The following is a 26,633-nucleotide window of genomic DNA, read 5'->3' on the forward strand; positions in this document are numbered from 1 at the left end:
TTATTTACCTCGCTCTTTATTTAACATATAGACTGTAGATTTATATGCGCCTTGCTTTATCAAAGTTCCTTTATCTACCATCTTACTTAGTACTTCTCGTGCTCTTCTCTGCTTAACATTCAATAACTCTTCTGCCTGACGTGAAGTTATCTTTCCATTTTTCTCTGTATAATCTAAAATCAATTTGTATTGAGCCAATAATTTATCGGCACTCTCCTGCGTTTTATCGGCACTCTCTTGTACTTTGTCGGCACTCTCTCGTATTTTATCGGCACTCTTTTGTACTTTATCGGCATTATCTGTTTCAATTCTGTTAGTTTCAAAATCATATGAATACTCATCGTTCAACGGCACAATAATTTTAAAGATATCGCCCTCTATAAACTCCGGTTCCTGTCCTGAATAATATCTGCTGTATTTAAATAAATTTCTCACACCTGATCCAAGCTGATCTGCATACCCTATATTTCTGAAAAACGAAGCAATAATAGGATTTTTAGGATTAGGTTCCAGATTATTGACAGTTATACTTCCCTCACCGGTTGCTCTGCTGGCGTTCTCAACGTACATACGCTCTTTTTCAATCACAAACTTTGCTGTGTAACTGCTTGAAAACTCCCTATGCATTAATATATTACTGACCATCTCACGTAAAATAATATTTCTCAAACTCTTGTTAACAGTATCTTCTAAAAAGAACTTGTCCGGAAGATGTTTCTTGCCAAAATCCAAAAGTCTGTCATAACTATCTACCAAATTAGTTTTTATAACCTCCCGATCGTCATAACGGTCAATATTTACCTTACGAACCAGTGCATCTGTCACATATGCCGGTGCTACATTCAAAATGACATCATCTTTTCCCAGCAACATAATAGCTGCCAGGTTAAATCCCTCATCTCCTGTAACTATATCTCTGCCATATAATCCAGCACTCTTTAATAATTCCATATCGTCCATTGTTGCCCAAGGGTGATTACCACCTGCATGATTCTGCGCCATAAGTCTGACTTTAGGTAATAAATCCTGCCTCAAATCCTCAAGCTTTGCATATGGAAAAATCTTTTTTTCTGTGAAAATTCCCTGCTTACGAATATACATTTGTGCAATAGTACCGGTTGCAGTAACCTTTACATCAGCATCATCTACCCTGTCATATATAATCTTCTTAAAGCTATGAACCTCGGCACTAGGAGGAACATGTACGTGGATAATTGTATGTGTATCATCATACTTGATAATTTCCGGCACAAGGTACACAGTAGGCGAAAATAGCATAGGATTACTCACTGTTTTGATAAAATTTTTCACCATATCCGGTGCAGCCTTTTCCGGTACTCCAATTACTGTTCCATCATCTAAAATGCCCATATATATGTCGCCACCAAATCGGTTCAGGAACGAACATACCGACTCATATACGTCTGATTCTATCCCATTTCCACACCGTTTGAACTCAACACCTATAGTCTCTCCAATTGCAAGAACAGATCTTAATATATTTAAATCCATCTGGTATCCTCCTTCTTTCTAAAATAAACATCTCTAAAATCCAAAATCATCGGCAAATGCAATATCCATAATAATCTCGTGGCGAAGAACTTCTATATCATTCTTATCGTCATAAGCAACCAAGTAGTATTTCTGTGATTTATCGTATTTCTTGTTCTTAAAGTTAAAGCGGAGTCTGAACATACGCTTCGTCGTATCTTTATCTTTCTTATCTGCAATAACAATATTCTCATTAGAAATCTTCTCGTTATTATCAGAAATAAAATATACTCGGTAACTTGTTTCTTTCACTACATCGCTTACTGGTTCTGTCTGAACAAAATCCAGTGTTGTGATAAGGTTTGTAATCTTTGAAGTCAGGCTTACAAGGGCAATTTCTGCTAGGCTTGTTTCCTTTTTGCCCTTATCCACTTTCACATCAATCATTGGTACAAGCATTTCCTGCGGAGAGCAGCCGCCATGAACGTAGTTCTGTCCTGCTCCTTCCACCTTGAAAATATCTGACGCAAGAGGAAATGATACAATACACTCATCGACACTACCAAGTACCTTACCAACTGTTGTATGGCAAACACCGTCTGCATTGATTTCTTCGGCAGATATGGAATAACGCTGTCCAACACTGTTTGATTTTGAAGCAGCTCCGGTAATCTTATCTGTTGCCTGAATTTTGTCTCTCTTATAAATAAATCCGTGGTCTGCCGTCACAATAAAATGATAAGTATTTGCCTGCGATGCAATCCTCTTTATCAAAGTATAAATTTCTTCGATTGCTTCTTCGCAGGCGGTAAACACTTCATTTTCAGAAGCCGCTTTATCTCCACGGGCATCTATCTGGTTATGATAAATATACACAACGTCCTGTCCGGTAAAGATAGAACGAAGGTCTGCCTGCTTCATTGTTTTCACCCCATCAAACTGAACACATTTACTGTTTACTTTGTACTCTTTCAGAATGGCTTCCCTCTGCTCCGTGGAACTGCACGCTTTTCCGTCTACCAGTACATCATAAGACGGACTGTACTCAATTGTCTTATGCGGAAGCAGGGAAGCCATACCTAACGGTGTATAAGATGGAAGAACGCCTTGCATTGCTCCGATAGAAGCATTGCACTTCTCATCTGCCTGCATTTTTTCAAACAACGTATGTGCAACCTCATAGCGGAGTGCATCGGATATAATAACTACCACTCTATCCTTTGAGTAGTTAATGTGCCTTGCAAAGAAATCTCTCTGCAACGTAAGTCCTGTTTCTCCATCTGCGTCTGTAAGCTCATTATTCCAGTTCACTGTAATCCGATTCAGATACTCATTCGTATAGATATTCTCAACCAGTTCCCTAATTTTTTCAAACTGTGTGGTATCTTCCAATTTATCAAAGTAAAAATAAAAGTATCTATAATAACGGTCAATCTTATAAGTTGACTCCGTATATTCCTTAACCAAGTTTTTGATACCGCTGACTGGCTGATACTTACCTTCAGCAATCATATCAAAGGCATTCTGAAGAATAAAATACTCATTGCGGAAGTTCTTTCCAAAATGTTGCTTCCTGCGTTCTACACAAAGCTCCGGAATCGTCTTTCCATTCAGCTTTGCTCCTATATCTTCATTCTCAAGTCTGCCGATAATCCAACTAATCAGAAGTTCATCAACACCTGCAAAAATATTACAATCTACAAGTGTTTCCACTTCCATCTTCTCAAGATAATTTTTACCGTTAATTGCATTATAGATAATCTCTGAAATCTTATCAAAACGTGTACCATACAGATAACTGTTCATCAGGTTATCCATAAATGCAATGATATTACCAAATTTATAAGAAATAAATGGTTTCCAAGCCTGCGGCATATCCGTATGAATACTCTTAGCCGCATAAGTAACAAACATCGTGATAACGAGTTTTTCAAGTGTTGGCTTCGGGTCATTATATCCAAATGCCACATCTGCCTGCTGCCAAAATGCAGAAAGCAAATCATACTTCTCAAACTCTGTCAGGTATTTGTTATCCTGCAAGCCATCGTCTGTCAATATTGAACGCAGCACTTCTTCAAAAGAAGCTGTCTTATCCTTGCAAAGAACGCTCATTAAGGCAACTTCAATCGTACTTCTATTGAAATTCTCTATTTCCAAATCATAGAATTTCTGCGTTCTGTCTTTATTCGCAAAGAATTTAATATAATGCTGAATGACAGGCTTGTACCGTTCTTCAATCCCCAAATCAAGCGTGAGCAAGGAAGCACGGTCAGCAAAAAATTCTTTGGAATATCGAATTGTATCTGCAAGATGGTTGTCCCTTATGTTCGGTTTTGCAAAAGGAGCGTACACAAGATAATTGGTTGTCGTATCCTCTCGTTCCAAGAAGTATTTGATATAGAACTGGTTGTCCGGCTCAAGATGCAGAACCTTTGCATTTTCCAATTCTATGCTGTCAATATCCTCCTGAAACTCCGCATTGGCATCATACCAAAATACAAGTTTACGGACATCACTTGCAAACTCACTATTTAATTTGTCTGTAATCTGTTTTAAGTTTAGTTCTGCCATTAGTATACCGCCTTAATCCTTATATCTTACATAAAGTGCATTCACAAACATCGCAAATAATATTACAGCACAAATATATTCTCCATAAGATACCCAATATGGAAAGCCATCATTGATAGTCATTCCGCTCTGACCTATAATTGCTGTAATTGCTATGAATAAATTGTCCCAAATGCTTCTAATAGGTATAATGTTTCCCAACCGAAATAACGCAACATCAACACTTTCAAGTAAGCCCCATGAAACTAATATCATTAACAAACAAGTTTTTAATGCTCGAATTGGTTTATATCCATAACCAGTACAAAAGTCTATAAGTTTTCCGAAAAACTTTTTTATACCCTTTGCTCGTTCGTAAGACTCTTTTACAATATGATATTGTGCTTCTGCACGTTCATTAAGTAATCCTTGATTAGATGCTGACTTTGATACAATACTCCATGTTCCAACATTCATTTGTGAAAAATTTTCTTTTGTGTAATAGTACGAATCAAGTATACCTGAAATATCAATATCGGTATTCTCATGATAACACCCTGCCTTCGCTACTATCCTTGATACAGTGCTTTCTTCTATCTTAAAATTCTTAATAGAATATTGCATTGTCATCGTTCCAATATTACTATTTTGCCATATTAACAGATTTTCCATAACTGCTGCCTTTGTTCTCATAGTTCCATTCATATTAAGTATGTTAATGTCACTTCGCTGAACATTAAAACGTTTGCAATTATTAAACATCTGCATAAAATGAATATGGCAATCTCTAATATCAATCTGTTCAAACTCAAAATTACTTAAATTGTTTTCATCAGGAGAAAATTTACTGAGTCCTGCATCAAATTGATTGATTTGACAATCTGCCAATAACACTTCAGCACAATCTATCTGTAACTTATCTATTGTTTGTTTTTCTATATGTATATTGATATCCGCTGCCTGTAAAATGCTAATAACTGAATTTATATTATAAAAGCCATCTATATAAACATTTTTCGTCAGTGAATAGCTCTTTATAATAAGTGCTGCATTATATAAACCAACACTTAATATACAAGAAGTTATATTTTCAATTTTCTTTTCTTGCATAACTGCTTTAACTAAATCGTCTGTCAATTCAAATATTGCTTCTGAAAATTGATATTGCTTTTCAACACTTTTTCCATTTCCATTCGATATTCTCAGTTTAACTATATTAACATCTGCCATTAGTCATTTCCTCTATATTTTCGCCAAAATCTGCATTTTCTTTCCATCGGCGGTCTGGACTTTTTCGTAATTGACTTTTACGCCATCATCAAGGTCGATGTCGATACGTGAAAGAGCTAAATGAGCAATTTTAGCATCATAGTCTTTGGTTTCTTTAATCTGTTTCTGGAGCTTTTCTTTACGCTTTGTAGCGTTGGAAATTTCCTTGTTATCGTGGCTATTGTCGATGATTTCCTGCATACGGGTAATCTCTTTTTCATACACACGCTGAATACGATGCAGGTACTCAACTCGAACATTACCAATGGTGTCTGCGTTCCAACGGTGCATATAAACAAGAGCCTTAAAGCCATTCTGCTTACCGCTGTCAAAGAGCCAATAAATCGGGCGTTTCTGATAAGTCTTAATGTGGTCTTTGATAAAATCTGTCAAGAAATAATTTCGGATTACTTCACGGCTTGTCTTACCCTTATTGCCAAGAGCATTGGCAATAAAATCAAGATTTTCTTCAAGAGTATCTTCTCCATAAACCTTTTTCAGCCACGCACAAAACAGACCAACAATATCATCTTCAAAATATTCTTCATCTGTAATAGGAATGCAGTTATCCTTATCTGGAATAAAAGTATCATATTTGCTGTTATCCCATTCTCCACCTGCATAAACAAGTCCATCTTCATCAAGAGAATAACGGCCAAGCATGCAGCCAACTGCATAGGAAATTAAACTCTTAACATCTCTTTGCAAATCGGCTTTGCGAACAGTTATATCCTTATCCTCAACATCAGGTGTAAGCTCGTCTTGTAAACCATAAATTTCAATAAATATTTTATTTAATTCTTCTTCATTGACTTTCAACTGGTTAAAACGGTTTTTGCACTCATTTTCCCACTGTCCATAGGCTTCGGCAACAGAGGAAATAGGGCGGATAAGAGGGTGTTTTGTAAAATCCCAAGATATTTCAAATGAGTCCCAATCATATTTTGCCAAACTTATATTTTCTTTAACAATATCATCAATAAAATTCTTATACGATTCATTAATGATAACTGGAATATTTGCAACATTTCCCACCTGAAAATTTAATGTTGGATTTTGCATTCTCATAAACTCAAAACTTATTTTTGAACACAATAAACCTGTTAAATAATAAACCAATTCTTTATTTGGAAAAACAGATGACCCCGCTATATCATATAACGCTCCTTCTGGTGAATATCTCACCCCAAAACAACTAGAACTAACAAAAGACCAAGTTATGCTTTCAAGAAAATAATATTGCATATTTTTAGGCTTTGAGTTACTCGGCAAACATTTTCCAATAGATAATTTATATAATTTATCTTCTTTAATATTAAATCCATCATTCCACCAATCAACTACAAACTCGTTATTTCCATACCATTTTCTAAATTCACCACCTTTATTATATCTAAACCATTTCTTTTGGCTCTTTACTGCCTCTAATTTATTTTGAGCTCTTATTCCTAATTGGTTCTCCATAACTTCGAACCAATATCTAATAAATTTTTCATTTTCTCCTGTTTGCATTCCAGCTCTTGGCTCGGCAATATCTTTCATTTGTTTTGCTTTGAAATACACATTTCTCATTTGTTTTGAAACCCAATATGCTATTGGGGAACCAGGAATTTTTACGAAGTTATTTTCATCTGCTTCATAGAAATAACCACATTCTTTGTTTGCTATTGCTTCAAGCACCTTTCGTTTTTGAATTTCCATTCCACCCTTGAAATCTGATAACCTAAAGCATAATGATTTTTCGTTACTTTTTGAATTTTTCAGAATAAACGAGCAGATTGGAACAGTTGCTTCCTCAAAAGCCGAATATTCCATTTGAATTAATGAAGTAATCGTCTTACATGAAATAATGTATTCTCTGAGTTTTTCATATGTTTTAATGAACATCCATACAAAAGGAGTCATAAAAGCAGAGTAGCCGTCTGACTTACAGAAAGCAAAGTTTCGATACATAAACACACTGAATAAATCGCCTGAATACGCTTTATAATTATCAACCACAAATTTCTTTAACTGTCCTTCCAACTTATTCATATATGGCGGATTGGTACAAACAACTGCATACTTATTACTCATAATTTCAGCCTGTTTTGCAAGCTGTACCATCTGTGGAAGTGTATCATTCAGCCATGCTGTTGAAAAAAGGTCTATCTGCCCCGCACTACGCTCAATATTATTTAAATATGCTGTAAATCCATTGTAATCTTTCTTTTCTATCGTCTGTAATGTACCAATTTCCTGTGCGTCCCTATACACTTCAACTAAGTATTCGCCAATTTTATTCTGTTCACTATCCATTGTTAAACCATTACAAGCAAATTTATCAATAGAATTACTTTCCTCAACAACTGCAAGGTTATTGAATATACCTTTTGTCAATGCATGACGATTATAACTGCGTGCTTTCATCATTACTGCAAAATACGCCAACTGATACGCACGCTTATCAATATCCATACCGAAAAGGTTATTTCCCACAATGTTTAATGCCGCATCTCTATCTGAATATCCCACTTCACGGTAGATTTCCATCAGCACATCAAACGCATATACAAGAATATGTCCGCTACCCATACATGGGTCGAAAAAGGTTAAATCAGTCGGACTAATTTTTTCATCGACATACTGGATTTCTCCATTTTTAGGCGTGACAAAAAATTCCAGTTTTTCAACCAACTTACTCTGTGGATTCCTTTCAATCCAATATCTTCCCAAAGAGTTGTCCACCATATAACGAACAACCCAATCTGTTGTAAACAACTGTGTTGCTGCCGGAATATCCGCTTTCTTTACTGTTCCTTTATAGATATTTACAATCTCGTCGTGTTTCCTTGAAATATAATACTGATACAGCCAACCAATGATTTCAACCTGACCGTCAGCCTTTATTTTTCCATCATCAGTGTACATTTCATCGTTAATACGGAAATCAGCATCTTCAATATCGTTGATAAGATGATGAATAATTCCCTCTGGGTCTGTAAATGAAATTGTGAGAAGTAATTCCGAATAATCATCGGTTTTTTCAAACAGTTCCGGTAAAATATCGTGAAGCTTGTTGCACTGCTTAATAAAGAGCATACGGAATAATTCGTCCAGTTTATTATCATCTTTTAACTGGATAATTCTGTCCTGCTCATAAGATGTAAATTCCAAATCGGTATCAAACGGTGTCGTTACCAAATCAGGCTCTGTTTTTGCCTTATTCTCGGAAGAAAGCACACGAACACCGGAAGGCAAATAATCATTGACTTCCATAAAACGAATTGCAATCAAACGGTTGAACCAAGTATATGCAACTTCTTCAATCACATTTTCAAATGCTTCCTGATAACTCTTATAGCTGCGTTCTTTTGTCTGAATTGATTTTACAAGAGCATCTCTCTGCTTAATTTCAATACCGGAGATTTTCGTATAATCCTTTGTGCCAACATCATAGAAATACGTATCACTTGTTGATTGTGGTAATTTCTCAGCAATCCCATTCTCTGTAATACCAACTGTTCCGGCTTTATATTTAATATCGTCAATGAGTTTTTCTCTTGCCCACTCTGCAAATTTTCTTATTGCTGTTTTATTCATCTTGCTTTCTCCATCTCTTATCTAATAAAGTTTTCAAGCTGTTGCAGTAACATACCCCAATCTGCTCCGGCTGCAAGTGTTACTGCAAGTTTCATAGAAAAATCGCCTGCAAACTTTTTGATACCTACAAGAGCTTTTCCTATACGGTTCTTTTTCGGATTATCAGTTTTCAACTGTTCCTGAACCATTTCCAAATCATCTTTTACATTCTCAATTTCTTCTGCATCAACACCTTGTATCTCGGGCAATGAAGCAAGTAATTTGTCAATTAACTCAATCATAGAACTGGTATCATTTGTAGTGTTATAAGTATTTATCACGCCACTATTCTGCTGACTCGCAGAGCCATTGACAGTTTCAATATTCTGAATATATGTATTTCCTCCCATAGTTTTTGCCTCCTCGTCATAAACAATCATTTCCATTGAAAGCTGATCATTGATAAAATCTATAAGCGGTTTAAATGCCATATCAAGAAAATTTTGTATAATTGTATTTATTTTCTTATCAGACCAATAATATTTCATAGCCTGACTTCTGACATTAACTGTATTCTCGTTATTTATAAAATTCAAATAATCATACTGTGCTTTAATATGACACGCTTCATCTTCTGGTGGATTATAGTCAGCCCACCCCGAACGGTCTATTGCATAACACATCTTAAAGTCATAATCGACACCTGACATTTTATCCTGAATGATTCTGGATATTAACTCATTTCCATCTATAAATTTGAGAAATCGAGAAAGATTTATATCTGCTGTGTCATTAGTGCTATTAAGCAAATTGCTTGATAATCTGCGAAATTCTAAACTCAGTTTTCTTAATTCTAATCTGTTCATATATCCACCCCACAATACGGACAAAACACCTTTGCTGCTCCTGCACAATAAAGTACCTTTACTCTGCGACCACAACAAGAACACTTAAACTCTGTTTCAGTGGTATCCTTGTCCTTTAATTCTTTCGTTACGATCTTTTTCAATGGCTTATAATCCATTTTTATCCTTATCATCCCTTTAGATCGATTAACCGACCTTTGCATTTTCTTAAATGTCTTATTCAATTCTTCTACCATATTGTTATAAGCGATTGCCTGTGCCTGCTCGATTACATCTGATGATAGAAATTCATTCTTTTCTTTCGCCAGACCACAATAAGGGCAAAACAATTCTTCAAAAGGCTCATCATCATTTTGATATTCTCCGGCTTGCAACTTAAATTCTGAATTGCAGTACGGGCATTCAAAAGTCACATATCCTTCGCTATCTCCCTGAATAGGTATTGTAGAATTTTCTGTTGACAAGGCGCCCACCTCCCCATCTCTTAAAACTCAATATTGATAATCGTATCTTCTTCCAAAGTATTCATCAGTTTTTTCTCAAGTTCTGCAATATACTTCTTAACATCTGCTTCACTCTCAAGCTGCCAAGTTGTCGCATTATTGATAGATTTAATGCTAACCGTTTTCTTTCTCTTTACCTTTGGAGCAGATACAGCTGGAACAATCGATTTCTCACCATAATTTCTGGTTTCCGCTACATGAGCAGGCTGTTCTGCTGCAATGATTTTTGCTTCTTCTTTTTCAATCTCATTTAGGCAGCGAACTTTGAGTGCGTCTGCTTCTACTTTGATATTTTGCAGTATAGCCACATTATTACAACTCATTGCCTTATCACCGATTTCTCTGAACAGATTTACATACTTATCTGCTAATTTATCGTGGCATTTCTTATCTTGTAGTTCTTCAAAGACACGTTGTCTTGCTTCCTGAATAGCATTATCTATCGGCTTCTGCATTTCGTTGAGAAGTCCACTGTAAAGATTAATAAACTTGTCCAGTAAATCCGGCAATTTGAAGATTTCTGAATAAGGAGCAGATTTCTTTAAAATGGACTTGATGTCTTCAACAACGGATTCTATCTCACTATTTACAATGAATGTTTTACTGTCATCATAAATCTTCATCAGTTTCAGAGCTTTATCAAATATGCCCTTCTGTTCTCCTGCAAAGAACTTCTTAACAGGCTCATAATTCTCCGCAAAATCAAGAAAATCATCTTTCTTATGGTCAATACCTGCAAAGAACTCATTGGAATATTTCATTTGCAAAACATCAGCCATCAATTTTTTACCGGAAGCAATCAACTGTTTGCCCGGATATGCAGGCTGCGTTGCATAGTGAATATCCAATTTTTCAAGGTCATTCTTCAGATTTGATGCGTAACCAAGGAAACTTCTCATAATCGCATCGTCATCATCACTTGCCGAAGTAACATTAAATAGTTCTTTCATTACTATACGGACAGATTTCTTCTGCTTTTCATTCGCTTTTACACGCTTCTCAGTCATCAGTTTTTCATTAAACTCTTTGCGTGTCAGATAACGGATAATTTCTTCTGGAGTCTTTGAAAGCAATGTAACTGCATCATTATTAACGAACATTGCAATTTCGCCATCTTTAAACAACTTAGCAACAAGCCACTGAACATCAGCTTCTACAAATCCATACGGTGCTTTCAAGAAGCGTTCCAAAATAGACCTCATAGAAGTTTTCATGTGACGCTGTGTGTTCAGAGCAATATAATCATTCACATCGTGGAGAGCCAGTTCATTTTTTGCTGTATTTATACCAGCAATCGTGAGCTGCTGTCCATTATTCTTGAACAATGTGCGAATGTCGGACTCACTCATTGCTGTATCAATATATGACAGCTTATGATAAACAGTGGAAACCAGCTTTCCGAGTGCTTCATTTATCTTAGAAGCAATTTCCTTTGCTCCGCTCTGAATTTTATCGCCATTCACATAGATTTCTGCATTTTTCAAACTTTCTGAAAGGAATAGCTTCGCAGCACCGTTTCTCTCACGCATTTCCACTTTCTTGGCTTCCTTAATGCTTTCAAACTGTGTAACTGCATTTGTAGCATCAAAGCGGATAAATTTTTCTATCTGTAAAGCAGAACGGATTTCATCAAGAAATGTTCTGTCGTCAGGCAATACTACAAGTACGCAACTTGACTGACCGGACAGAATTCTCATTGTTGTTTCATCTGCTCGCTCATCGCTATTTGGAGTAAGGATTTTCAATGTAATGTCATTATTCTGATTTGCTTTATACGGTTTATCATCAACAACCTGATTGAAAGCAAACGCATATCTACCATTGAATGCCGGATAGCGGTACTTCTTTTCATCGTAAATACCGTCAAAAATCATCTCAGATACCTTTGCAATGACTTCTCCAGAATCCACGTTCTGTGATTTAATCGCTCTATTAATTTCCTGCTCCTCATCTGTCAGAAATACATAAATATCCCCATTCTTCTGAACCAAAGTCTGACGAACAAGACGTTTCAATGCGTCCTCTACCTGCTGTGCAAGAGCCATACGATCATCATTTACATTGGATACCATAAGGCTTGTGATATTCGGGGTATTTGCTTTGATTTCCTTAACATACTTAATCATAAAGAGTGTTTTCAGTACATTGACATCAAAGCATTCTTTTTCATGGTTTGGATTCAGATAATCATTATCTAATGCACGGGAAATAACACCCTTGTGAGAGTGGTCAAGGAATTGCTCAAGAGCGTCATAGAACATATTAAATGGCACAATCGTTCCCGGTTCATCGTTCATAACCTTTACGGCAGATTCTTTGAACAACGCAAGCATAGAACGCTCGCCTTCTGCCAGATGCTTACCGGATGCACCATGAGTACGAATGGAAGTCAGAACACTTCCAAGTAAATTAAACTGATATGGAATAAACGGATAGATGTCCGCAAAATTTTCTCTGTCTGAATATAATTTCTTTTCAACCCCATCATTGAACAAAATAAGGTTCTTAATAACTGTCGCCTTATCATCATAAAGCAGTGTAAGTGTCTGTTTTCCTGCTTCGTTCTTTTCAAGGATTCTCTTTTTGATAACCTCATCTACATTGGCAGATGAAAGAGAAAGTCTGGTATCAAAACGCCCCTGAATTTTCGAGAAGTCATTTCCTTTTGTTTTTGTAATCGAATCAATATCCTGCTGACTTGTTACGATAATCCAAGCCTTACCGCCGCAGGCAGTACCCAAATCTTCTGTTACAGTCTGAAGATTCAGCATAAGTTTGGAATCATCGCCTATGTACTGTCCAATCTCATCAATCAGGAATACGATATGATGATCGCTCTCTTTTTTGTCAAGATATTTCTTAACAAGTCTGGCGAAATCCTCAACCTTATATGCATATTCTCCGGTAGCTTTCTCGCACCAGTTTCTGCCTGCCTCAATACTCATAAAATTAATCCCGTCAAGAACTTCTACCACGTCGTCCTGAATGAAATCAAAGTCGCTGCGTGATTCTTCCCAAGTAGAACCAAAGCTATCTTCAAATTTCTCTTTGAATAAATCGTACTTTCCTTCTTCCGTCAATTTGCGTTCCAAATCTGCAAGGAACGGATTAGAACCACTAAATCCCTGCATTTCATTGAACACATTCTGCAATACGGAAACAATGGCTTCCTTAGATTGCTTACCGTTCACTTCGCTTTTAGAGTCAATATTGAAAAGAACAACATCGGTCGGAATCGTACCTGCCAGCTTCATATCTGCAAGTACCATCTGATCAGCGATCTTATTATCATCTACAAAATAGTCAATCGCTTTCTTTCCGCCAACTTCTTTATTTTCAAGGAGATAGGATAAAATCTTCAAGAAATGAGATTTACCACTTCCAAAGAAGCCCGATATCCACACACCCATCTTGTCCGTATTTCCGATAATTCCTCTTTTGTAGCTTGAAAAAAAGTCGGAAAAATGTTTCTGAAGTTCTCTAGTCACTACATATTCTTCAAGCTCCTGCTTGATATTTGCATCATCATCCTGTCCTACTTTGATTACACCTTTAATATCCCTGTCTATAGGCTTTGAAAACATATTCTTGATAATCATATTTCCTCTCCCCTTAATCCACGAGCTTGAATGCTCTGTAATAGTTATCGTCCTTTATCTCTCCAAACAGCACTAGTTCCTGACCGTCATAATTGCCCGGATAAAACAGCACTACCGGAACATTATCTATGACCTGATGTAAATTATTCAGTACCGTATGTGAACGCAATATCGGATAGCACTTTCCAATACCAGTAATAAACACAACCGCTTTCTCCGGCGTATTCTCCCTGATATGATTCACTATCAGACTGTCTGATGATGTTATCCTCAACATATTGCTGATGGATTTTGACACTCTCTCAAAGCCTTTTGTCTTTTCAAACTGATAACACTTTTCCAAATATCCTTTTTTGATAAGAATATCAATCATAATATCGTAAAGGTCAAACACTACAACTTTGAAATCATCATCTGAGTTTTCACTTTTTTTCTTGATGTATTCTATCCTCTCACGGATATACAATTCTTTTTCAGCCGGATAATCAAAGATATAGTATCCAACTTCATTTCCTAACCCTTTATTCTCTCTAAACGAGGGTTTTTGTATCATTTCTTCTGCTTTATCTAATCGTTCGTCAAGCGATAGCATTTAGTCCACCCCCGTAATTGCTTTAATCATTGCGCTCTCTCCACACGCTTCAAGATAACGCTCTAAAGCAATATCAAGAATTGGTGGCGTTATTGTTTTCTTCTTCTCAACAACCGTTAAAAGGTTTGCATCTGTCAAATAGTTAAAATATATTGAGCGAAGCCTGCGTTTTGTACCATCTGTCCAAGCTGCAATATCTTCACTTTGAATTTCTTTATTCTTGAAAAAAATATTCACATCTGCATCTTCGATTACCGGAATACCAAGTATATTTTTTTCACGGTACACTTCAAACATAAATTCAAAGAACAATCGGTCTGTCTTGAGAATAGCAATCAAATTGATTACCTTTTGGGTTGCCAAGTCAGATGTGCAAAACAAGTCAATCAGTGTCTTATCTAGTCTTTTGGCTCTGTTCCAAATGTATCCGTATATTCTTTTTGCCCTATATTCTTTCATAACGCCGAACAAATTTTCATCTATACATAGTTTTTTTATTTCATTTTCAGCCATTCCATTGTTTATCAAATTGATTATTTTCTTTATCTCTACAAACCAAAAAGACTGAGAAATCAGCCCAGCACTATAAGTCATTGCTTCCACCATCCTTGTTCTTTTCATAGTGGATAATGTCACCGAAGTCACAGTCTAACTCATCACAGATTTTCTCCAAAATATTCATAGAAACTTTCTCTCCTTTTGTCATCTTGGCAATCGTGCTGCTACTTATTCCGAGATTATTAATCAAGTCCACTTTCTTCATATTTTTGTCAATTAACAGCTTCCACAATCCGTTATACGATACTGACATATACACTACCTCTTCTTTTTTTCTTAATCACCATCTATATAGCTTTTATCGTATATTTTATCTATACGACTCCTCATTGTGGCTATTTTATCATATATATGCTGTTTTCTCAATAAATTTATGAATGATTACTTCGACATGTCGAATTTTCTTTTTGATATACCTTATTCTTTTGTTCGATGTTCAAAATGTTCGGTGAATAGTAAGCCGAGAATCTTGCTTTTGAGGTCTTGCTTTTGAGGTCTTGCTTTTGAGTATATATCGGCGTCGTATAGTAACTAAATTGATAGTTAAAAGGCAGAGTGCTGATTATGCGCTCTGCCTCATAATTATGGCACTAACTAAATAAAATCAATTGCCATGGCATGCCTTTCAGGCATATAAGATTCTATCATTTTTCCAGTAATTTCTGCCTCATAGAACAACTGATCTGTTCCAAGCAAGCTCAACAGTTTGTCATATATTGCCAACACAATTGTATACGCAACAGAATTATTAACCTCTGGAATTTTTTTTGCCCGTTCATTCATTCTTGCTATTGCCTCTTGTAGCGTTTCTTTGATTTCATTATCTTTATCCTTATTCATTAAAATAATCCTCATATCTGCTAATACACGGGCAAACATTCTTGTAATTTCTGCCTCTAAAGCTAATTGATTTCTGTTCGCATCAAGCCAATCTGAATATGTTTTATAGCCTTCACATTTAAGCTCATACGCGATCTTATTCTTCAACAAATTTTTTACTGAAAATTTTTTCTTCTCTAAAAATTTTTCCAATCCTTTATAGGTAACAAATATAACTTCTTCCTCTGTATTATCTAATTTTCTTATTTTTTCAATAATACAATATTCTTTTTGCATTACCACTCCTAGAATTCTATTAAACATGTCCTCTTTTAAACCATAACTTGATTGAAATATATGAAGCAGTTCATTAACTCCTATTGCTCCTTTATGTTCATAAATCTGCTTTAAGAAAGCCATTTCTATTTCATACAACAATTTTTCACTCATATCTCATTCTCCAATTAAAATATTTTTTAAGTACCTACACGCTTTATCAATCGTCTAGATACAGTTTCTTTGCTTTTTCTGATACCTGTTCTCCACAATGTGGACATACTATCATTGCCATAAAATTATTCTCCCTTCTTATATGCCTACTACCTTTTTCCTGCCTTATCATGATATTCTGCGATATCATCTGCCCAAGCATAATCAAGTTCTATACTGCAGGTTCTGCTTTTTGTAACGCCTCTCAATGCTCTGCCAACAGCTTCGTAATTTAGTGCTACTCCATCATGATCATTCTCATATGTTACTGACCTGTTTCTTTCAATACCAATTTTTTCAGCTTCTTTGCCTGCATCAATATTTGCTCCAAGGAATAAGAACTCCCAGCCACATTCTTTCTTTGCTTCAATCATTCGCTTAATGTCATTGTAATTAAACTCTGTACTGGAATTTTCTAATCCATCTGTAGTGATTACAAACAATACTTTTCCGGCACGATGTTCCTCCGGCAAATGTTTCTGCACATTGTCAATTTTGTTAATTGCATGTCCTACCGCATCAAGCAATGCCGTACATCCCCGGACATAATATTCTTTATCCGTCAACGGCTGAACTGCATCAATCAGGAAACGATCATGAATGATTTCCACTTCATCATCAAAGAGGATTGTAGTCACATTAACTTTTTCTCCTTCTTTTTTCTGCCTCTCTATCATCCCGTTAAATCCACCGATTGTGTCGCTCTCCAGTCCACCCATTGAACCACTTCTGTCCAAAATAAAAACCAGCTCTGTTAATTCCGCATTCATGTGATTTACCTCCTTCGGTTTATTGTAATCACATTATATCTACGAAACTAACAGAGCTGGTCGCATGATAGGCGACAATTTCTTCACCTACTCAAAAATTGGCTGTCCATAAGCATCTAATATCTCATTAATTTCAAACATATCGTATATCTTATTCTGTAAGAAATAAGCTACGATAATATCTGTCTTTGAACTTCTTGAAAACGCAAAGCCTGCTGAATTTAGAAGATCCTTCGCTTCGTCAATAGATAGTTCTAATGCTATTGCAAACGCAAGCACAGTCTTCTTATTTGGCGTATAATTCACATCTTTTCTGATTTTTGAGAAATGTCTTCGATCCACATAAGCTTTATTATATGCTTCAGAATCAGTCATCCCTCTCTCATCAATTAAACGCAATAGTCTTTTGGAAAATGTCTCATCCATCTGCCCCATAAGGCTTTCTATATTACGGTTTGTTGCCAATGTCGAAGACATAGAGTCAGTTGCTTTTGTTTTCTGCATACTTTCAACATCAAACGATTCTACGGCACTTTCATCTATCTCAATATCTGTATCTTCTTCGGCATCGCATTTTTTTGTTGCTTTTTTCTTTCTAAATTCTGAGATTCTATCAAATATAGACTTCATTTCTTTATCCAGTTTAATATCATCCGGCTTGTCTATGTAATATTTATCTATATATTTTCCGACTGATTCATATAATTTCTGATCTCTCATTTCCAACTCCTTTATCTATGCCATATTTTCTGCATCATGTTCTCTTATCCTGTCTAATATTATATCAATACGGCTCCTTTTATCACCAAGCCTCTTCAACATTTCCTCGTCATGATACTTAATATAGCTTACCACATCATAGAACCTACTGGAAGGCAGTTTCTGCTTGTGATAACCTTCAAAGCACTTTTTATGTATTTTTAAAGCTTCATCCCTTCTTTGTCTGTAGTTCTCATGACGGAGTTTTGTCACCCTGTCATTCTGAATATATACAATCCACCCACTGAATGCTGTGCGGATAAACACCATATCTGAGGCAATATTGTAATCTAATCGGAATTTGTTGCAGATCATACTCATATTTTCATCTGTAAGCGGCAATTCTCTAAGATATTCTGCACGATTATTCTGCTTTACACCAGAGCTTACACCCCATTGCAATCTGTTCCATTCATCCTCACAACCACATATTTTACATACTCTGTTTCCCTGAAAAATCACATATTTGGCTGCTCTATTTGTAGCAAGAAAATGATTTCTATTAGCATATCTGCAGCTTCCAGTATGTATTATATGAGATCTTGGACTCAGATAACATATCTCCTGGTTAGTCCACCTCGTGTATTCCTTATAGCATTTACAAAATAAGTGATACATATAATTTGCATCATGCTTTGAATAGTGAAGAAAGTTTTTCTGATATTCAATGCCCGCCTGTTTCAATGCACGCTCAAAACCAATTTGATTTACTCCATCACTTGCAATATGCATAAGAACTTCTTGAAATACAATAACTCTATGTCTCGGCATTGAATATCCATAAGTGTCCATCCCTCTTTTAAACAATTCATAAGTATCCTTTGTCCAAACCACTACATACTTATATTTTGGAAATGACATCTTAATTTTCCGCAATACTATTTCTTCACTATTTGCCTGCATGACAGATTTTAATGTAGAATGTGATAGTACTAATGTATCCGGATTATATTTTTCTTCTGAACTCAGTCGCATCGCTCCGGAAAATGATTTTTTCAAATTCATACTTTCATCAGTCGCTACCACACCAATCTGAATTGGCTCCCTGTCTTCTATCCCATTTGTTCCCGGTGTCTGATTCCATTCGATATCTACAAACAAATATTCAAATTTTTTCCAGCTCATGTTTACCTGCCATACTTACCAATCCTCTTCAAATTCATCCATTGCGTCATCCACACCATCGGCATAATCACTATCCCTGTCATACCGATCATAATCATAATCGCCATCCATGTATATATCATCATAGCCATCATCATATGAGTTATATGTATTGCTTTTCTTTGAGCTACTTGTTCCAGTAGAACTTTTCTTTGTACTGCTGTACGATGATGCATTGCTTCCTGCTGTCGATTTATTGTTATGACTACTTGAAGAACTGCTGCTTGTTGATTTATTGGAATATGATGAACTGCTATGCGAAGAACTACTTCCAGTATAAGGCTTATGCAGATAACAATAACTGCTATTTGTTGCCTGCTTATTGTCACAGCCTGATTTAATGCACTTAGGCTCACTAGCTTCACTAATAGCACCAATAATGTAAAAAATACCTATTACCACCAAAAATACTGTTAATCCTTGTCCAAACGAATTCTTTTTCATATACGGCACCTGCTTTCATTCACCTGCATCTTCATTTATCAATCTTTCGCAATCATCAATTAATATCCTAATTGCTTCCAACTCCATCAAAGTCAAAATCCGAATCATATAATCTTCCATCTGTTCCTAACATATCCCTGTCCTCCTAATTATCGTAATGATTGAATCCACCAAACAAACCTCTGTCACTATGGCTTGTCTTATGTCCATTATTATCATATGTGTTGACACTTCCAAATAATCCAGGGCAGCTGTGTCCTACTTTGTGACCTCTATTATCGTAATGATTCATTGTACCAAATAATCCGGGACTGCTATGTCCTACTTTATGTCCATTAGCATCATAGTTGTTCATACTACCAAAGAATCCCGGTCTGCTCTCTCCAATTTTATTGCCATTTGCATCATAATGCTTCATTGTGCCAAATAATCCAGGGCGACTATATCCTTCTTTTTTCATATCAATCAGCTCCTTTCAAACAATTCTTACATGTTTTTAAGTTCTTTGTATTTACATTATACGCACACCATGTGTCCAATAAAAAGGACAACTATGAATTCAAACGATTCTTATTTCATGTGCTATCATAATTATAACAAGAACCATTTCTTATGTGTCGCATTTCAGGCGACAAAAAAGGACGCAGTTTTTCTCCCACGCCCTCAAAACTATCTGGCTTTATCTTACCTTACCTTCGCTACTTCCTTATGTGCCACTTCCTGCTTCACCTCATCCACACCTCTAGCCTCAAATGCATCTGCATTATACTGATACTCCTGCGGCTCAGCGACCATATCGGTGAATATACAACCTCTGCTTCTACTCGCTCAGCTTCTGCCCTCTCCGGCTCTGTCTGTTCCTGTGCTTTCGCATTCTCCATATGCTTTTCCTTATCAAGCTGCACATTCATAGCCAGATTATACAGCTTATCAATCGAAGCGTCCAAATGCAGCTCCATTGATACAAACAACTTTCTCACTGCTTTCATCGGAGCAAGCACCGCCTTTGTAATGGGATGTTTCTGCTCTTTCTGTGAGTAATCCACCTCCGGCTTGTCAGCAAAAGTACGGAATACATTGGCTACTGTCTGACCTGCTTCACGAAATCCTTTTACAAGAAGTGCTGTCTTTGATGCTAGAATATAAATAGTACAAGCCAAAATGAGAAATTCCAAATACACATTAACATGGTACAATAGAGACATGCTGAAGGAGGATCTCATATGGCAATGCAACATGACAAACAATTTAAACTTGATACAATCCGGTATTATCAAGATCATAAAGATCTCTGTGTACGTGGATGTGCAGAAAATCTTGGCATCGGATACAGCACATTAACAAAGTGGCTGAAAGACTTCCGGGAATCAGGTGATATTCCTGTTCGTGGTTCTGGTAATTACGCATCTGATGAGCAAAAGGAAATTGCCCGACTCAGACGTGAATTACGTGATGCCCAAGATGCACTTGATGTGTTAAAAAAGCAATCAACATTCTGGGGAAATGGCAGAAGCCATTTATCTCGAAGTGTCTGAGAAGACGGAAGCTGCCAAAAAGGCTGGACGCCGGGGTTCCGTCTCCGGAATGTTGAAATTTTTAGGTGTCTCACGTTCAGGATATCGTGCATGGCTCAACCGCTTTAAAATTCACGATTACAAGCAGGCATACCGCTTGATTTTCGAATATCTGGAAGCTTTCTACAATACGAAACGAATTCATAGCCATTGCAACTATATGTCACCAAATGAATTCGAACGATTGTATGAAAGAACACACACTGAGGCTGAGCTTCTGGCAGGTTAAAATGGGGAGAAATTTCTCATTTTAACTTGTACTAAATCTTGACATAGGACCAACTTTTTCTCACCAATATTAAAATAGGCAACAGCCTCTTTAATCGTAAAAGCATATTTATCGCAAATAGGCACATTGTCCGCTCCTTTCATATGTGATAGGGGCATCTACCCCTCCACTTTCCCACGGACAGGTTTTTTCATTTTGGTCGGGGCATTTTTTCAAGAAATAAAAAAAGACCTTGAGGAGGACCCTCAAGGCCGTGTGAATTGCTTCACATTATTTTTTATCTTCTTTTGCTTTCAAGGCTTTTCTGATTTTCAAAGCCTCTTTATAATACTTTTCTTCATAATCAGTATGTTGTTTCTCTGCCCATTCCTCTGCATAGTCCAACAGGAAATGCTCTATACATGATAGCATTCTATGATGGGCTCCAAGAAATGAATCTTCCATATTGCGTTTCTTTATCTGTAATGACTTATGGTTTCCATCCTCATTTAATAATAATGATGTATAGATGTCGGATATTTCTACTTCTTTTTCTGCACGTTCCGACCCACGAATCTGTTTATCAATATCATTCATTTCTACAATTCGACTGGCATAACTGAACCAGGACATCGGTATCGCATAATAACTGTCTCCACATAATAAATCAGACCACCACGATGTATAAGAAAAGGCATTCTCCTCATCAGAATCGCCATCGTCTTCCGGCATATTTTCAACAAGACAGTTTACGGCATCTTCGGACAGACCAGTCTTCTGGCATATGTCAGCAACCTCAAGATCAGATGACATTATCTCGGACTTTCCATATAAATAATCGAGGGAACAATCCAAGATAACGCTGTATGCATACATATACTGACTCGGCACCTTCCAAGCCTCATCATATTTATCCTGCGTTAAATGATTCTGAATGTTCCTTCTTATTGCCTCAACTTCTTCAAAAGGATTAGTATACTTTTTGTGTTCACGTATCTTTACTATTTCACGGCATCTTTTATTACTGTAGATGGCATTTGCAAGAGTTCCTGTATCTCCCATCCGCCTTGCGTCAGCAACGGTCAGCAGTCTTTTACCAAATGTATTATACTTTTCGGCTTTCTTGGACATTATCTCACCTCTTAAACGAATTACTATTCGTTATAAATATATTCATCGTCTTATAACGGTTAGTATTACGAACTGTTATTCTTTACTTTAGAATAGCACGGATGTATGATTTATACAACAAGAAAACAAATATTTTCATTCCAAAGGAGGAAACAATTATGAACACTACAGCAAACCAGATAGCAAAGATTATCTCTACACCTAACCCTTCAGCACCTATCACAACTCACGCCCTGGCAGAACTTGGTAACGGCAGTATGCAGAACGGTCTCCGAAGAATCGTTAGCTACTTCGCAGCCGAGTCAGCATCCAACTTAAGGCTCGGAAGAATACAGGGTGGCCTTGTCGGTGTAATCGGCACCGCTGCCGTAGCCGGAGGAATTGCTTTCATATACCATGAAGCACAGAAAAAGCAGTTAGAAACCGAGGGCAAGATTATCCTTAACACCCTTCAGAAGTCCGCAAACAAAAACACAGTAATAGTAGAAGAAACTCCCTCCGATGATGTGACCGAAGAGTCTGATACCGATAACAACACTCCTTCCGAAAAATAGTCTCCATTCCATATACACCTCCTTTCAGGGTGCGAATCCGTAACAGGGTTCGCACTTTTTTATAAAAATAGCCCCGAGTTCACTCCCCGGGGTCATGTGTTGTTTCATATTATTTTGTAAGTTCTTTGATTTCCTTCAATGTCTGGTTGCAAGCCTCCATCTGTTTTTCCAGCAACGAAATCTTCTCGACTAATAACTGTGATACACCTACCGGCTCAGCAGTTTCTTCTTTTTCAGTAGTTGGAAGATTAGCTATAGTATAAGCTATTATGGCTCTGTAGGTTGTCGTAACAGGCTTATTTATCGCTGCTGCAATGGTTTTCAATCTATCATTAGACTCGCTTTTTATAGTAACTTTTCTCTGTACGGTTTCATTCTCCTCACCGCTTTCAATGTAATCGAGCAAATCTTCCGGGCTTCCTTTAAACCGATCAATAGCATCATTGAAGATAAAGGCATCGCGGGTCTGATTAGAATTCGTTGTCGGGTACCACCTCTCCCTTAACACCTTTGCCTGTTCATCACTTTTTTTATCAACCAATACATTAATCTGCATCTTCATCTCCTCCTTTATTATCTGTAGCCAATATACTTTCTGGCTCATTATAAATCCTCATTACTGTTTGTTTTTGTTTATCTGTGAGTTCATCAAACCTCTTGTGTTTTACACAAATTTCGTACCATGCCGTTCCCTCAATACCCCCACAATTCCCACAAGTCCGTGGCGAGATGACCTTAAAAGGATACATTCTTGGTGCGTAGTCCCAGCCTTCAGCGAATCCCTCTTCCGGGGTTAGCCAAGCCTCAGATCCACAAATTTCGCAAATATGATGCAATTTAACATCAGAATATTCCTTATCATTATCTTTTGATGGAAGCGGCAGTTTCGTTTCATTAAGAATAACTTTCAAATCATCAAGCCTCCTCAAATAATACATTATATTTAATACCTTGTATAGCATCTTCAAGTCGCAAACTCCCAACAACCACCCCAAAGATATATGGAGCCAAGGATTCTAATAATTCTGGGATCGCCGCCGTAATAAAATCTGCAAGTTCTAACGGGGCAATTTCTATTAAAGAATAATCTGCAACAATCGTAGCTGTGATGTCGTATTCATCTGTTATATAAAACCGTGGCTGGATCAGATAACTTGAACCATAAACACGGCCATCCGCACCATCTTGATTTTTAGGCCACACATGAGAGTTAATGAAGTTAATCAATTTATATGCTTCAGCAAGATATTTCGAATCTGCCACAACAGATGGACCAGGCTCGGCATAATATACTCTGCCTTCAAAGGCTGTAGGATGCCAATAAATACAAGCCTCAATTCTCTCGGATGGGCTGTTGGGGTATCCACCAAAAGACATAGTCGTTCTCGATACCTCTTCGCACTCATCTTCTATATGATAAATATTATGCTCCCTAAGATAGGCAAGCATATATTCCTTAGGTGTTTTCTTAACCACTCCATTCTCCTCCTATATGACAGTATATCCATCCTGCGATCTAGTTCCAATTCTGCGAATGTTAGGAATAAGCCCAGCTGATACTTCTTCAAAGAACTTTCTGCACATCCTCGGTGAAACTGGATCTTTATCAAAAAGCCATGCTGGGGTAAATGATATCCCAGTAGGTGCATTTAACACTTTCCTCTTTAAGGTATTCTCATAATAATCGTGTTCTGTCTGATTCAATTTCATATTCAATTTCTTTCTGGGTAAATCCGCTTTACCCCGCGCTGTGTAGTTTTAGTGTTTCTGATTGTTTTCCGGCAAACAATATTATTCATGTATTGTGCCATTCAGTCCATTCGTTCTGTACAGCACATCTTACAAAGAAAATATATCACCGTTCTTTATGGCTGTCAACCCTATTTTAGAACGATTATGAATTTTATTTTTCCCCACCCAAATCCCACATCTCTGTCCATAGGAAAGTGAAAGGAAAAATCCACTACAACTTTTCAAAAAAATCCCGCCCAAAATCGGAAAGGATGTCCATAGGAAAGTGAAGGGATAAGAACAAACCTTTCAGGAAGGCGGTGCGAATCATGGCAGACAAGACAATGGACGCTTACGAAGAGCGTGATGCTGAACTCGATGAAGAGCTGGCTGAAGTGCTTATCGCAATAAGCGTCATATCAAAAAGGCTTGCCAAGAAAATCACAGCAAAAAATATGACAAAGGAGGCAAAAGAAGATGAGTGATCTCACACTGTTACTCGATGACCTCATCAGTTATGGAAACAAACTGACTGAGACTGCACAGGCTTTGAAGGACTACTACTCCGCTCCTGCTCCTACAGAGGAAAAAGTAGAGAAACCGAAAAAGGAAAAAACTAAGAAGGAGACTCCGAAGGAAGAACCCAAAGAGGATGAGCCTAAGACCTATAAGGATGTTGAGGTCAGGGCTGCTCTCGGAGAAAAGGCCAAGGTTGAAAACAAGAAGTACAAGCCCGAGGTCAAGGCTTTGGTTGAGAAGTATTCCAATGACGGAACTTTCACAGGAATCCCGGCAGACAAGTACACCGAACTTATGACAGAACTGGAGGGGATTGGCAATGGCTAAACACGCGCTTCTCTCCGCCTCTGCCAGCAAGCAGTGGCTTAAGCTCCAGAAGAAGCTTTATGACATCCGAATCGGTGCCTGCTCAATGTCTCGTTCAAGCATATCTTCCCGGAAAGGAATAAAATCAAAGACATATCATAATAAAGAAGTAGCATATCCGCATTCACAGGAACTGTCGCACGATATTGTGCCGCAGTATTTTCACTTTTAATATGCAATTCTAAAATAATCCAGGTATGCTTTATATCTATCTTGTGCTGTCAGGCAAGTATCAGTCAGATACCCTTTTTCATTGTCCCATTCTTTCAATCCTCGATAATAAAACATTTTCAAATTATCCTCGATAATAAAGGGAACAATATTATATTTCAGGCATTCCTTGAACATAATCAAACGTCCCACACGACCATTTCCATCCTGAAATGGATGGATATGTTCGAATTTCACATGAAAATCCAGAATATCGTCAAAGGTCTTTTCTTCCTTGTTATTGTACTCTGACAGCAATTTCTTCATCCTGTCTGCTACTTCTTCCGGAAGTGCAGTTTCCATACCGCCGACTTCATTTGGCAGTTTCTTGTAATCACCGACAGCAAACCAATCCTTTCTGGAATCACTGATTCCATTTTTCAGAATCAGATGCAGCTCCTTAATAAACTTTTCCGTCAATGCCAATTTTGCATGATCAATAATAATATCAATACACCGGAAATGATTTGCTGTTTCAATCACATCATCTACATTAAGCACTTCTTTTTCTATACCAATGGTATTCGTCTCGAAGATATATCTGGTCTGATCGTGGGTCAGCCGACTGCCTTCCATATGGTTTGAATTATATGTTAAATCAATCTGTGTCTTATGATAAATGCCTCCAGTATATTTATTCGCCTTCTCATCCTGCAAAACATCCAATAAGGTCGTTGGTTTTTCTTTCTTCTTGTTAGTGCGCTCCGGCTTTTCTGCATTTTCCGGAATATTCCATGTCTTTCCGGTAAGAAATGCTCCCGGCACACGACCATGGGCACAATAATTTCTTACACTACGTTCAGATACATCCCATTTTTTTGCCATTTCAGCAACTGAAAGATATCGCATCTGCCGCTCTCCTCCTTTCACACGATAAAAAGCATATTCTGTGAGCCTTTTATTATC

At 37.1% G+C, this 26,633-nt stretch carries 29 protein-coding genes and 1 pseudogene; 6 read left to right on the forward strand and 24 right to left on the reverse strand.

Going from position 1 to position 26,633, the window contains the following annotated elements:
- The 17 genes and pseudogenes from WKT03_RS07890 to WKT03_RS07970 all read right to left on the reverse strand — a co-directional run.
- Positions 1-1,512 carry an RNA-binding domain-containing protein gene (locus WKT03_RS07890; protein ID WP_340391451.1) on the reverse strand — a complete coding sequence of 504 codons (1,512 nt, stop codon included), beginning with the start codon at positions 1,510-1,512 and terminating at the stop codon, positions 1-3.
- Positions 1,513-1,545: 33 nt separating this feature from the next.
- Positions 1,546-4,062 carry a BREX-1 system phosphatase PglZ type A gene (pglZ, locus tag WKT03_RS07895; protein WP_340391452.1) on the reverse strand — a complete coding sequence of 839 codons (2,517 nt, stop codon included), beginning with the start codon at positions 4,060-4,062 and terminating at the stop codon, positions 1,546-1,548.
- 12 nt (positions 4,063-4,074) lie between these two features.
- Complete coding sequence (locus WKT03_RS07900; protein ID WP_340391454.1) at positions 4,075-5,271, reverse strand: hypothetical protein; 1,197 nt, start codon at positions 5,269-5,271, stop codon at positions 4,075-4,077.
- Between the two features lie 12 nt (positions 5,272-5,283).
- Complete coding sequence (gene pglX / locus WKT03_RS07905; protein ID WP_340391455.1) at positions 5,284-8,892, reverse strand: BREX-1 system adenine-specific DNA-methyltransferase PglX; 3,609 nt, start codon at positions 8,890-8,892, stop codon at positions 5,284-5,286.
- Between the two features lie 17 nt (positions 8,893-8,909).
- Positions 8,910-9,737, reverse strand: a complete 828-nt coding sequence (locus WKT03_RS07910) for a hypothetical protein (RefSeq protein ID WP_340391456.1) — start codon at positions 9,735-9,737, stop codon at positions 8,910-8,912.
- Positions 9,734-10,201, reverse strand: a complete 468-nt coding sequence (locus tag WKT03_RS07915) for a hypothetical protein (RefSeq protein ID WP_340391458.1) — start codon at positions 10,199-10,201, stop codon at positions 9,734-9,736. The genes WKT03_RS07910 and WKT03_RS07915 overlap by 4 nt, the downstream gene beginning before the upstream one ends.
- Before the next feature lie 20 nt (positions 10,202-10,221).
- Positions 10,222-13,839 (reverse strand): BREX system P-loop protein BrxC, encoded by a 3,618-nt coding sequence (gene brxC / locus WKT03_RS07920; RefSeq protein WP_340391459.1) that lies wholly within the window; start codon positions 13,837-13,839, stop codon positions 10,222-10,224.
- A gap of 13 nt (positions 13,840-13,852) precedes the next feature.
- Positions 13,853-14,431 carry a DUF1788 domain-containing protein gene (locus WKT03_RS07925; protein ID WP_340391461.1) on the reverse strand — a complete coding sequence of 193 codons (579 nt, stop codon included), beginning with the start codon at positions 14,429-14,431 and terminating at the stop codon, positions 13,853-13,855.
- The gene (locus WKT03_RS07930; protein WP_340391463.1) at positions 14,432-15,052 is read right to left on the reverse strand and encodes a DUF1819 family protein; all 621 of its coding nucleotides are present in this window, start codon (positions 15,050-15,052) and stop codon (positions 14,432-14,434) included.
- Complete coding sequence (locus WKT03_RS07935; protein ID WP_340391465.1) at positions 15,015-15,242, reverse strand: helix-turn-helix domain-containing protein; 228 nt, start codon at positions 15,240-15,242, stop codon at positions 15,015-15,017. The genes WKT03_RS07930 and WKT03_RS07935 overlap by 38 nt, the downstream gene beginning before the upstream one ends.
- 341 nt (positions 15,243-15,583) lie before the next feature.
- On the reverse strand, positions 15,584-16,258 hold the full coding sequence (locus tag WKT03_RS07940) for a hypothetical protein (protein ID WP_340391466.1): 675 nt from the start codon (positions 16,256-16,258) through the stop codon (positions 15,584-15,586).
- Positions 16,259-16,407: 149 nt separating this feature from the next.
- Positions 16,408-17,067, reverse strand: a complete 660-nt coding sequence (locus WKT03_RS07945) for a vWA domain-containing protein (RefSeq protein ID WP_340391467.1) — start codon at positions 17,065-17,067, stop codon at positions 16,408-16,410.
- Positions 17,068-17,154: 87 nt separating this feature from the next.
- The gene (locus WKT03_RS07950) at positions 17,155-17,787 is read right to left on the reverse strand and encodes a helix-turn-helix domain-containing protein (protein ID WP_117821986.1); all 633 of its coding nucleotides are present in this window, start codon (positions 17,785-17,787) and stop codon (positions 17,155-17,157) included.
- 15 nt (positions 17,788-17,802) lie between these two features.
- Positions 17,803-18,831, reverse strand: a complete 1,029-nt coding sequence (locus WKT03_RS07955) for a hypothetical protein (RefSeq protein WP_340391469.1) — start codon at positions 18,829-18,831, stop codon at positions 17,803-17,805.
- Positions 18,832-18,966: 135 nt separating this feature from the next.
- Positions 18,967-19,434, reverse strand: a complete 468-nt coding sequence (locus WKT03_RS07960; protein WP_242997286.1) for a hypothetical protein — start codon at positions 19,432-19,434, stop codon at positions 18,967-18,969.
- Positions 19,435-19,579: 145 nt separating this feature from the next.
- Positions 19,580-19,894, reverse strand: a complete 315-nt coding sequence (locus WKT03_RS07965) for a hypothetical protein (protein WP_242997287.1) — start codon at positions 19,892-19,894, stop codon at positions 19,580-19,582.
- Positions 19,895-20,118: 224 nt separating this feature from the next.
- A pseudogene (locus WKT03_RS07970) lies at positions 20,119-20,567 on the reverse strand (DUF6674 family protein); the annotation flags it as partial.
- A gap of 90 nt (positions 20,568-20,657) precedes the next feature.
- On the opposite strand from WKT03_RS07970, the gene WKT03_RS07975 reads away from it, so the two are divergent.
- Positions 20,658-20,969 carry a transposase gene (locus WKT03_RS07975; RefSeq protein WP_340391471.1) on the forward strand — a complete coding sequence of 104 codons (312 nt, stop codon included), beginning with the start codon at positions 20,658-20,660 and terminating at the stop codon, positions 20,967-20,969.
- Positions 20,938-21,237: an IS3 family transposase gene (locus tag WKT03_RS07980; RefSeq protein ID WP_340391472.1), complete on the forward strand. Its 300-nt coding sequence runs from the start codon at positions 20,938-20,940 to the stop codon at positions 21,235-21,237. Before WKT03_RS07975 ends, WKT03_RS07980 begins: the two co-directional genes overlap by 32 nt.
- Here the strand turns inward: WKT03_RS07980 and WKT03_RS07985 are convergent.
- Entirely contained in the window at positions 21,234-21,395 is a 162-nt protein-coding gene (locus tag WKT03_RS07985; protein ID WP_340391473.1) for an excisionase, read from the reverse strand. The two genes, WKT03_RS07980 and WKT03_RS07985, sit on opposite strands and share 4 nt — an antisense overlap.
- Before the next feature lie 112 nt (positions 21,396-21,507).
- Positions 21,508-22,347 carry a hypothetical protein gene (locus tag WKT03_RS07990; RefSeq protein WP_340391474.1) on the reverse strand — a complete coding sequence of 280 codons (840 nt, stop codon included), beginning with the start codon at positions 22,345-22,347 and terminating at the stop codon, positions 21,508-21,510.
- Between the two features lie 158 nt (positions 22,348-22,505).
- Between WKT03_RS07990 and WKT03_RS07995 the strand changes: the two genes are divergently transcribed.
- The gene (locus WKT03_RS07995; protein ID WP_340391476.1) at positions 22,506-22,901 is read left to right on the forward strand and encodes a hypothetical protein; all 396 of its coding nucleotides are present in this window, start codon (positions 22,506-22,508) and stop codon (positions 22,899-22,901) included.
- Between the two features lie 109 nt (positions 22,902-23,010).
- On the opposite strand, the gene WKT03_RS08000 is transcribed toward WKT03_RS07995, so the two are convergent.
- From WKT03_RS08000 to WKT03_RS08015, 4 genes are read right to left on the reverse strand one after another with little or no spacing between them, the layout of a single operon-like run.
- Positions 23,011-23,457 (reverse strand): hypothetical protein, encoded by a 447-nt coding sequence (locus tag WKT03_RS08000; RefSeq protein WP_340391477.1) that lies wholly within the window; start codon positions 23,455-23,457, stop codon positions 23,011-23,013.
- On the reverse strand, positions 23,447-23,812 hold the full coding sequence (locus WKT03_RS08005) for a hypothetical protein (protein ID WP_340391478.1): 366 nt from the start codon (positions 23,810-23,812) through the stop codon (positions 23,447-23,449). Before WKT03_RS08005 ends, WKT03_RS08000 begins: the two co-directional genes overlap by 11 nt.
- A 4-nt stretch (positions 23,813-23,816) precedes the next feature.
- On the reverse strand, positions 23,817-24,377 hold the full coding sequence (locus WKT03_RS08010; RefSeq protein WP_340391480.1) for a hypothetical protein: 561 nt from the start codon (positions 24,375-24,377) through the stop codon (positions 23,817-23,819).
- A gap of 12 nt (positions 24,378-24,389) precedes the next feature.
- On the reverse strand, positions 24,390-24,611 hold the full coding sequence (locus WKT03_RS08015; protein WP_340391481.1) for a hypothetical protein: 222 nt from the start codon (positions 24,609-24,611) through the stop codon (positions 24,390-24,392).
- A 350-nt stretch (positions 24,612-24,961) separates the two neighbouring features.
- Between WKT03_RS08015 and WKT03_RS08020 the strand changes: the two genes are divergently transcribed.
- The 3 genes from WKT03_RS08020 to WKT03_RS08030 are packed head-to-tail and all read left to right on the forward strand — an operon-like array spanning position 24,962 to position 25,689.
- Positions 24,962-25,117 (forward strand): hypothetical protein, encoded by a 156-nt coding sequence (locus tag WKT03_RS08020; RefSeq protein ID WP_340391482.1) that lies wholly within the window; start codon positions 24,962-24,964, stop codon positions 25,115-25,117.
- On the forward strand, positions 25,110-25,478 hold the full coding sequence (locus WKT03_RS08025; RefSeq protein ID WP_340391484.1) for a hypothetical protein: 369 nt from the start codon (positions 25,110-25,112) through the stop codon (positions 25,476-25,478). Before WKT03_RS08020 ends, WKT03_RS08025 begins: the two co-directional genes overlap by 8 nt.
- On the forward strand, positions 25,471-25,689 hold the full coding sequence (locus tag WKT03_RS08030) for a hypothetical protein (RefSeq protein ID WP_340391485.1): 219 nt from the start codon (positions 25,471-25,473) through the stop codon (positions 25,687-25,689). The genes WKT03_RS08025 and WKT03_RS08030 overlap by 8 nt, the downstream gene beginning before the upstream one ends.
- Here the strand turns inward: WKT03_RS08030 and WKT03_RS08035 are convergent.
- A complete protein-coding gene (locus tag WKT03_RS08035) occupies positions 25,686-26,576 on the reverse strand; it encodes a Fic family protein (RefSeq protein WP_340391486.1) in 891 nt (296 codons plus the stop codon). The two genes, WKT03_RS08030 and WKT03_RS08035, sit on opposite strands and share 4 nt — an antisense overlap.
- Positions 26,577-26,633 lie beyond the last annotated feature (57 nt).

The sequence above is a fragment of the Coprococcus sp. HCN-4056 genome (genome assembly GCF_037892645.1).
GTDB lineage: Bacteria > Bacillota > Clostridia > Lachnospirales > Lachnospiraceae > Coprococcus > Coprococcus ammoniilyticus.

Bases quoted from the DNA above. Each gene is read 5' to 3' on its own strand.
- WKT03_RS07985 (WP_340391473.1), bottom strand. From the start codon at position 21,395: ATGCCCCTATCACATATGAAAGGAGCGGACAATGTGCCTATTTGCGAT.
- WKT03_RS07980 (WP_340391472.1), top strand. From the start codon at position 20,938: ATGGCAGAAGCCATTTATCTCGAAGTGTCTGAGAAGACGGAAGCTGCC.
- WKT03_RS08000 (WP_340391477.1), bottom strand. From the start codon at position 23,457: ATGCAGATTAATGTATTGGTTGATAAAAAAAGTGATGAACAGGCAAAG.
- WKT03_RS07950 (WP_117821986.1), bottom strand. From the start codon at position 17,787: ATGAGAGATCAGAAATTATATGAATCAGTCGGAAAATATATAGATAAA.
- WKT03_RS07990 (WP_340391474.1), bottom strand. From the start codon at position 22,347: ATGTCCAAGAAAGCCGAAAAGTATAATACATTTGGTAAAAGACTGCTG.
- WKT03_RS07925 (WP_340391461.1), bottom strand. From the start codon at position 14,431: ATGCTATCGCTTGACGAACGATTAGATAAAGCAGAAGAAATGATACAA.
- WKT03_RS07955 (WP_340391469.1), bottom strand. From the start codon at position 18,831: ATGAATTTGAAAAAATCATTTTCCGGAGCGATGCGACTGAGTTCAGAA.
- pglZ (WP_340391452.1), bottom strand. From the start codon at position 4,062: ATGGCAGAACTAAACTTAAAACAGATTACAGACAAATTAAATAGTGAG.
- WKT03_RS07930 (WP_340391463.1), bottom strand. From the start codon at position 15,052: ATGAAAAGAACAAGGATGGTGGAAGCAATGACTTATAGTGCTGGGCTG.
- brxC (WP_340391459.1), bottom strand. From the start codon at position 13,839: ATGATTATCAAGAATATGTTTTCAAAGCCTATAGACAGGGATATTAAA.
- WKT03_RS07910 (WP_340391456.1), bottom strand. From the start codon at position 9,737: ATGAACAGATTAGAATTAAGAAAACTGAGTTTAGAATTTCGCAGATTA.
- WKT03_RS07975 (WP_340391471.1), top strand. From the start codon at position 20,658: ATGGCAATGCAACATGACAAACAATTTAAACTTGATACAATCCGGTAT.
- WKT03_RS07940 (WP_340391466.1), bottom strand. From the start codon at position 16,258: ATGAGTGAAAAATTGTTGTATGAAATAGAAATGGCTTTCTTAAAGCAG.
- pglX (WP_340391455.1), bottom strand. From the start codon at position 8,892: ATGAATAAAACAGCAATAAGAAAATTTGCAGAGTGGGCAAGAGAAAAA.
- WKT03_RS07900 (WP_340391454.1), bottom strand. From the start codon at position 5,271: ATGGCAGATGTTAATATAGTTAAACTGAGAATATCGAATGGAAATGGA.
- WKT03_RS08020 (WP_340391482.1), top strand. From the start codon at position 24,962: ATGGCAGACAAGACAATGGACGCTTACGAAGAGCGTGATGCTGAACTC.
- WKT03_RS08015 (WP_340391481.1), bottom strand. From the start codon at position 24,611: ATGAAATTGAATCAGACAGAACACGATTATTATGAGAATACCTTAAAG.
- WKT03_RS08035 (WP_340391486.1), bottom strand. From the start codon at position 26,576: ATGCGATATCTTTCAGTTGCTGAAATGGCAAAAAAATGGGATGTATCT.
- WKT03_RS08025 (WP_340391484.1), top strand. From the start codon at position 25,110: ATGAGTGATCTCACACTGTTACTCGATGACCTCATCAGTTATGGAAAC.
- WKT03_RS07995 (WP_340391476.1), top strand. From the start codon at position 22,506: ATGAACACTACAGCAAACCAGATAGCAAAGATTATCTCTACACCTAAC.
- WKT03_RS07960 (WP_242997286.1), bottom strand. From the start codon at position 19,434: ATGAAAAAGAATTCGTTTGGACAAGGATTAACAGTATTTTTGGTGGTA.
- WKT03_RS07935 (WP_340391465.1), bottom strand. From the start codon at position 15,242: ATGTCAGTATCGTATAACGGATTGTGGAAGCTGTTAATTGACAAAAAT.
- WKT03_RS07965 (WP_242997287.1), bottom strand. From the start codon at position 19,894: ATGAAAAAAGAAGGATATAGTCGCCCTGGATTATTTGGCACAATGAAG.
- WKT03_RS07945 (WP_340391467.1), bottom strand. From the start codon at position 17,067: ATGAATGCGGAATTAACAGAGCTGGTTTTTATTTTGGACAGAAGTGGT.
- WKT03_RS07890 (WP_340391451.1), bottom strand. From the start codon at position 1,512: ATGGATTTAAATATATTAAGATCTGTTCTTGCAATTGGAGAGACTATA.
- WKT03_RS08030 (WP_340391485.1), top strand. From the start codon at position 25,471: ATGGCTAAACACGCGCTTCTCTCCGCCTCTGCCAGCAAGCAGTGGCTT.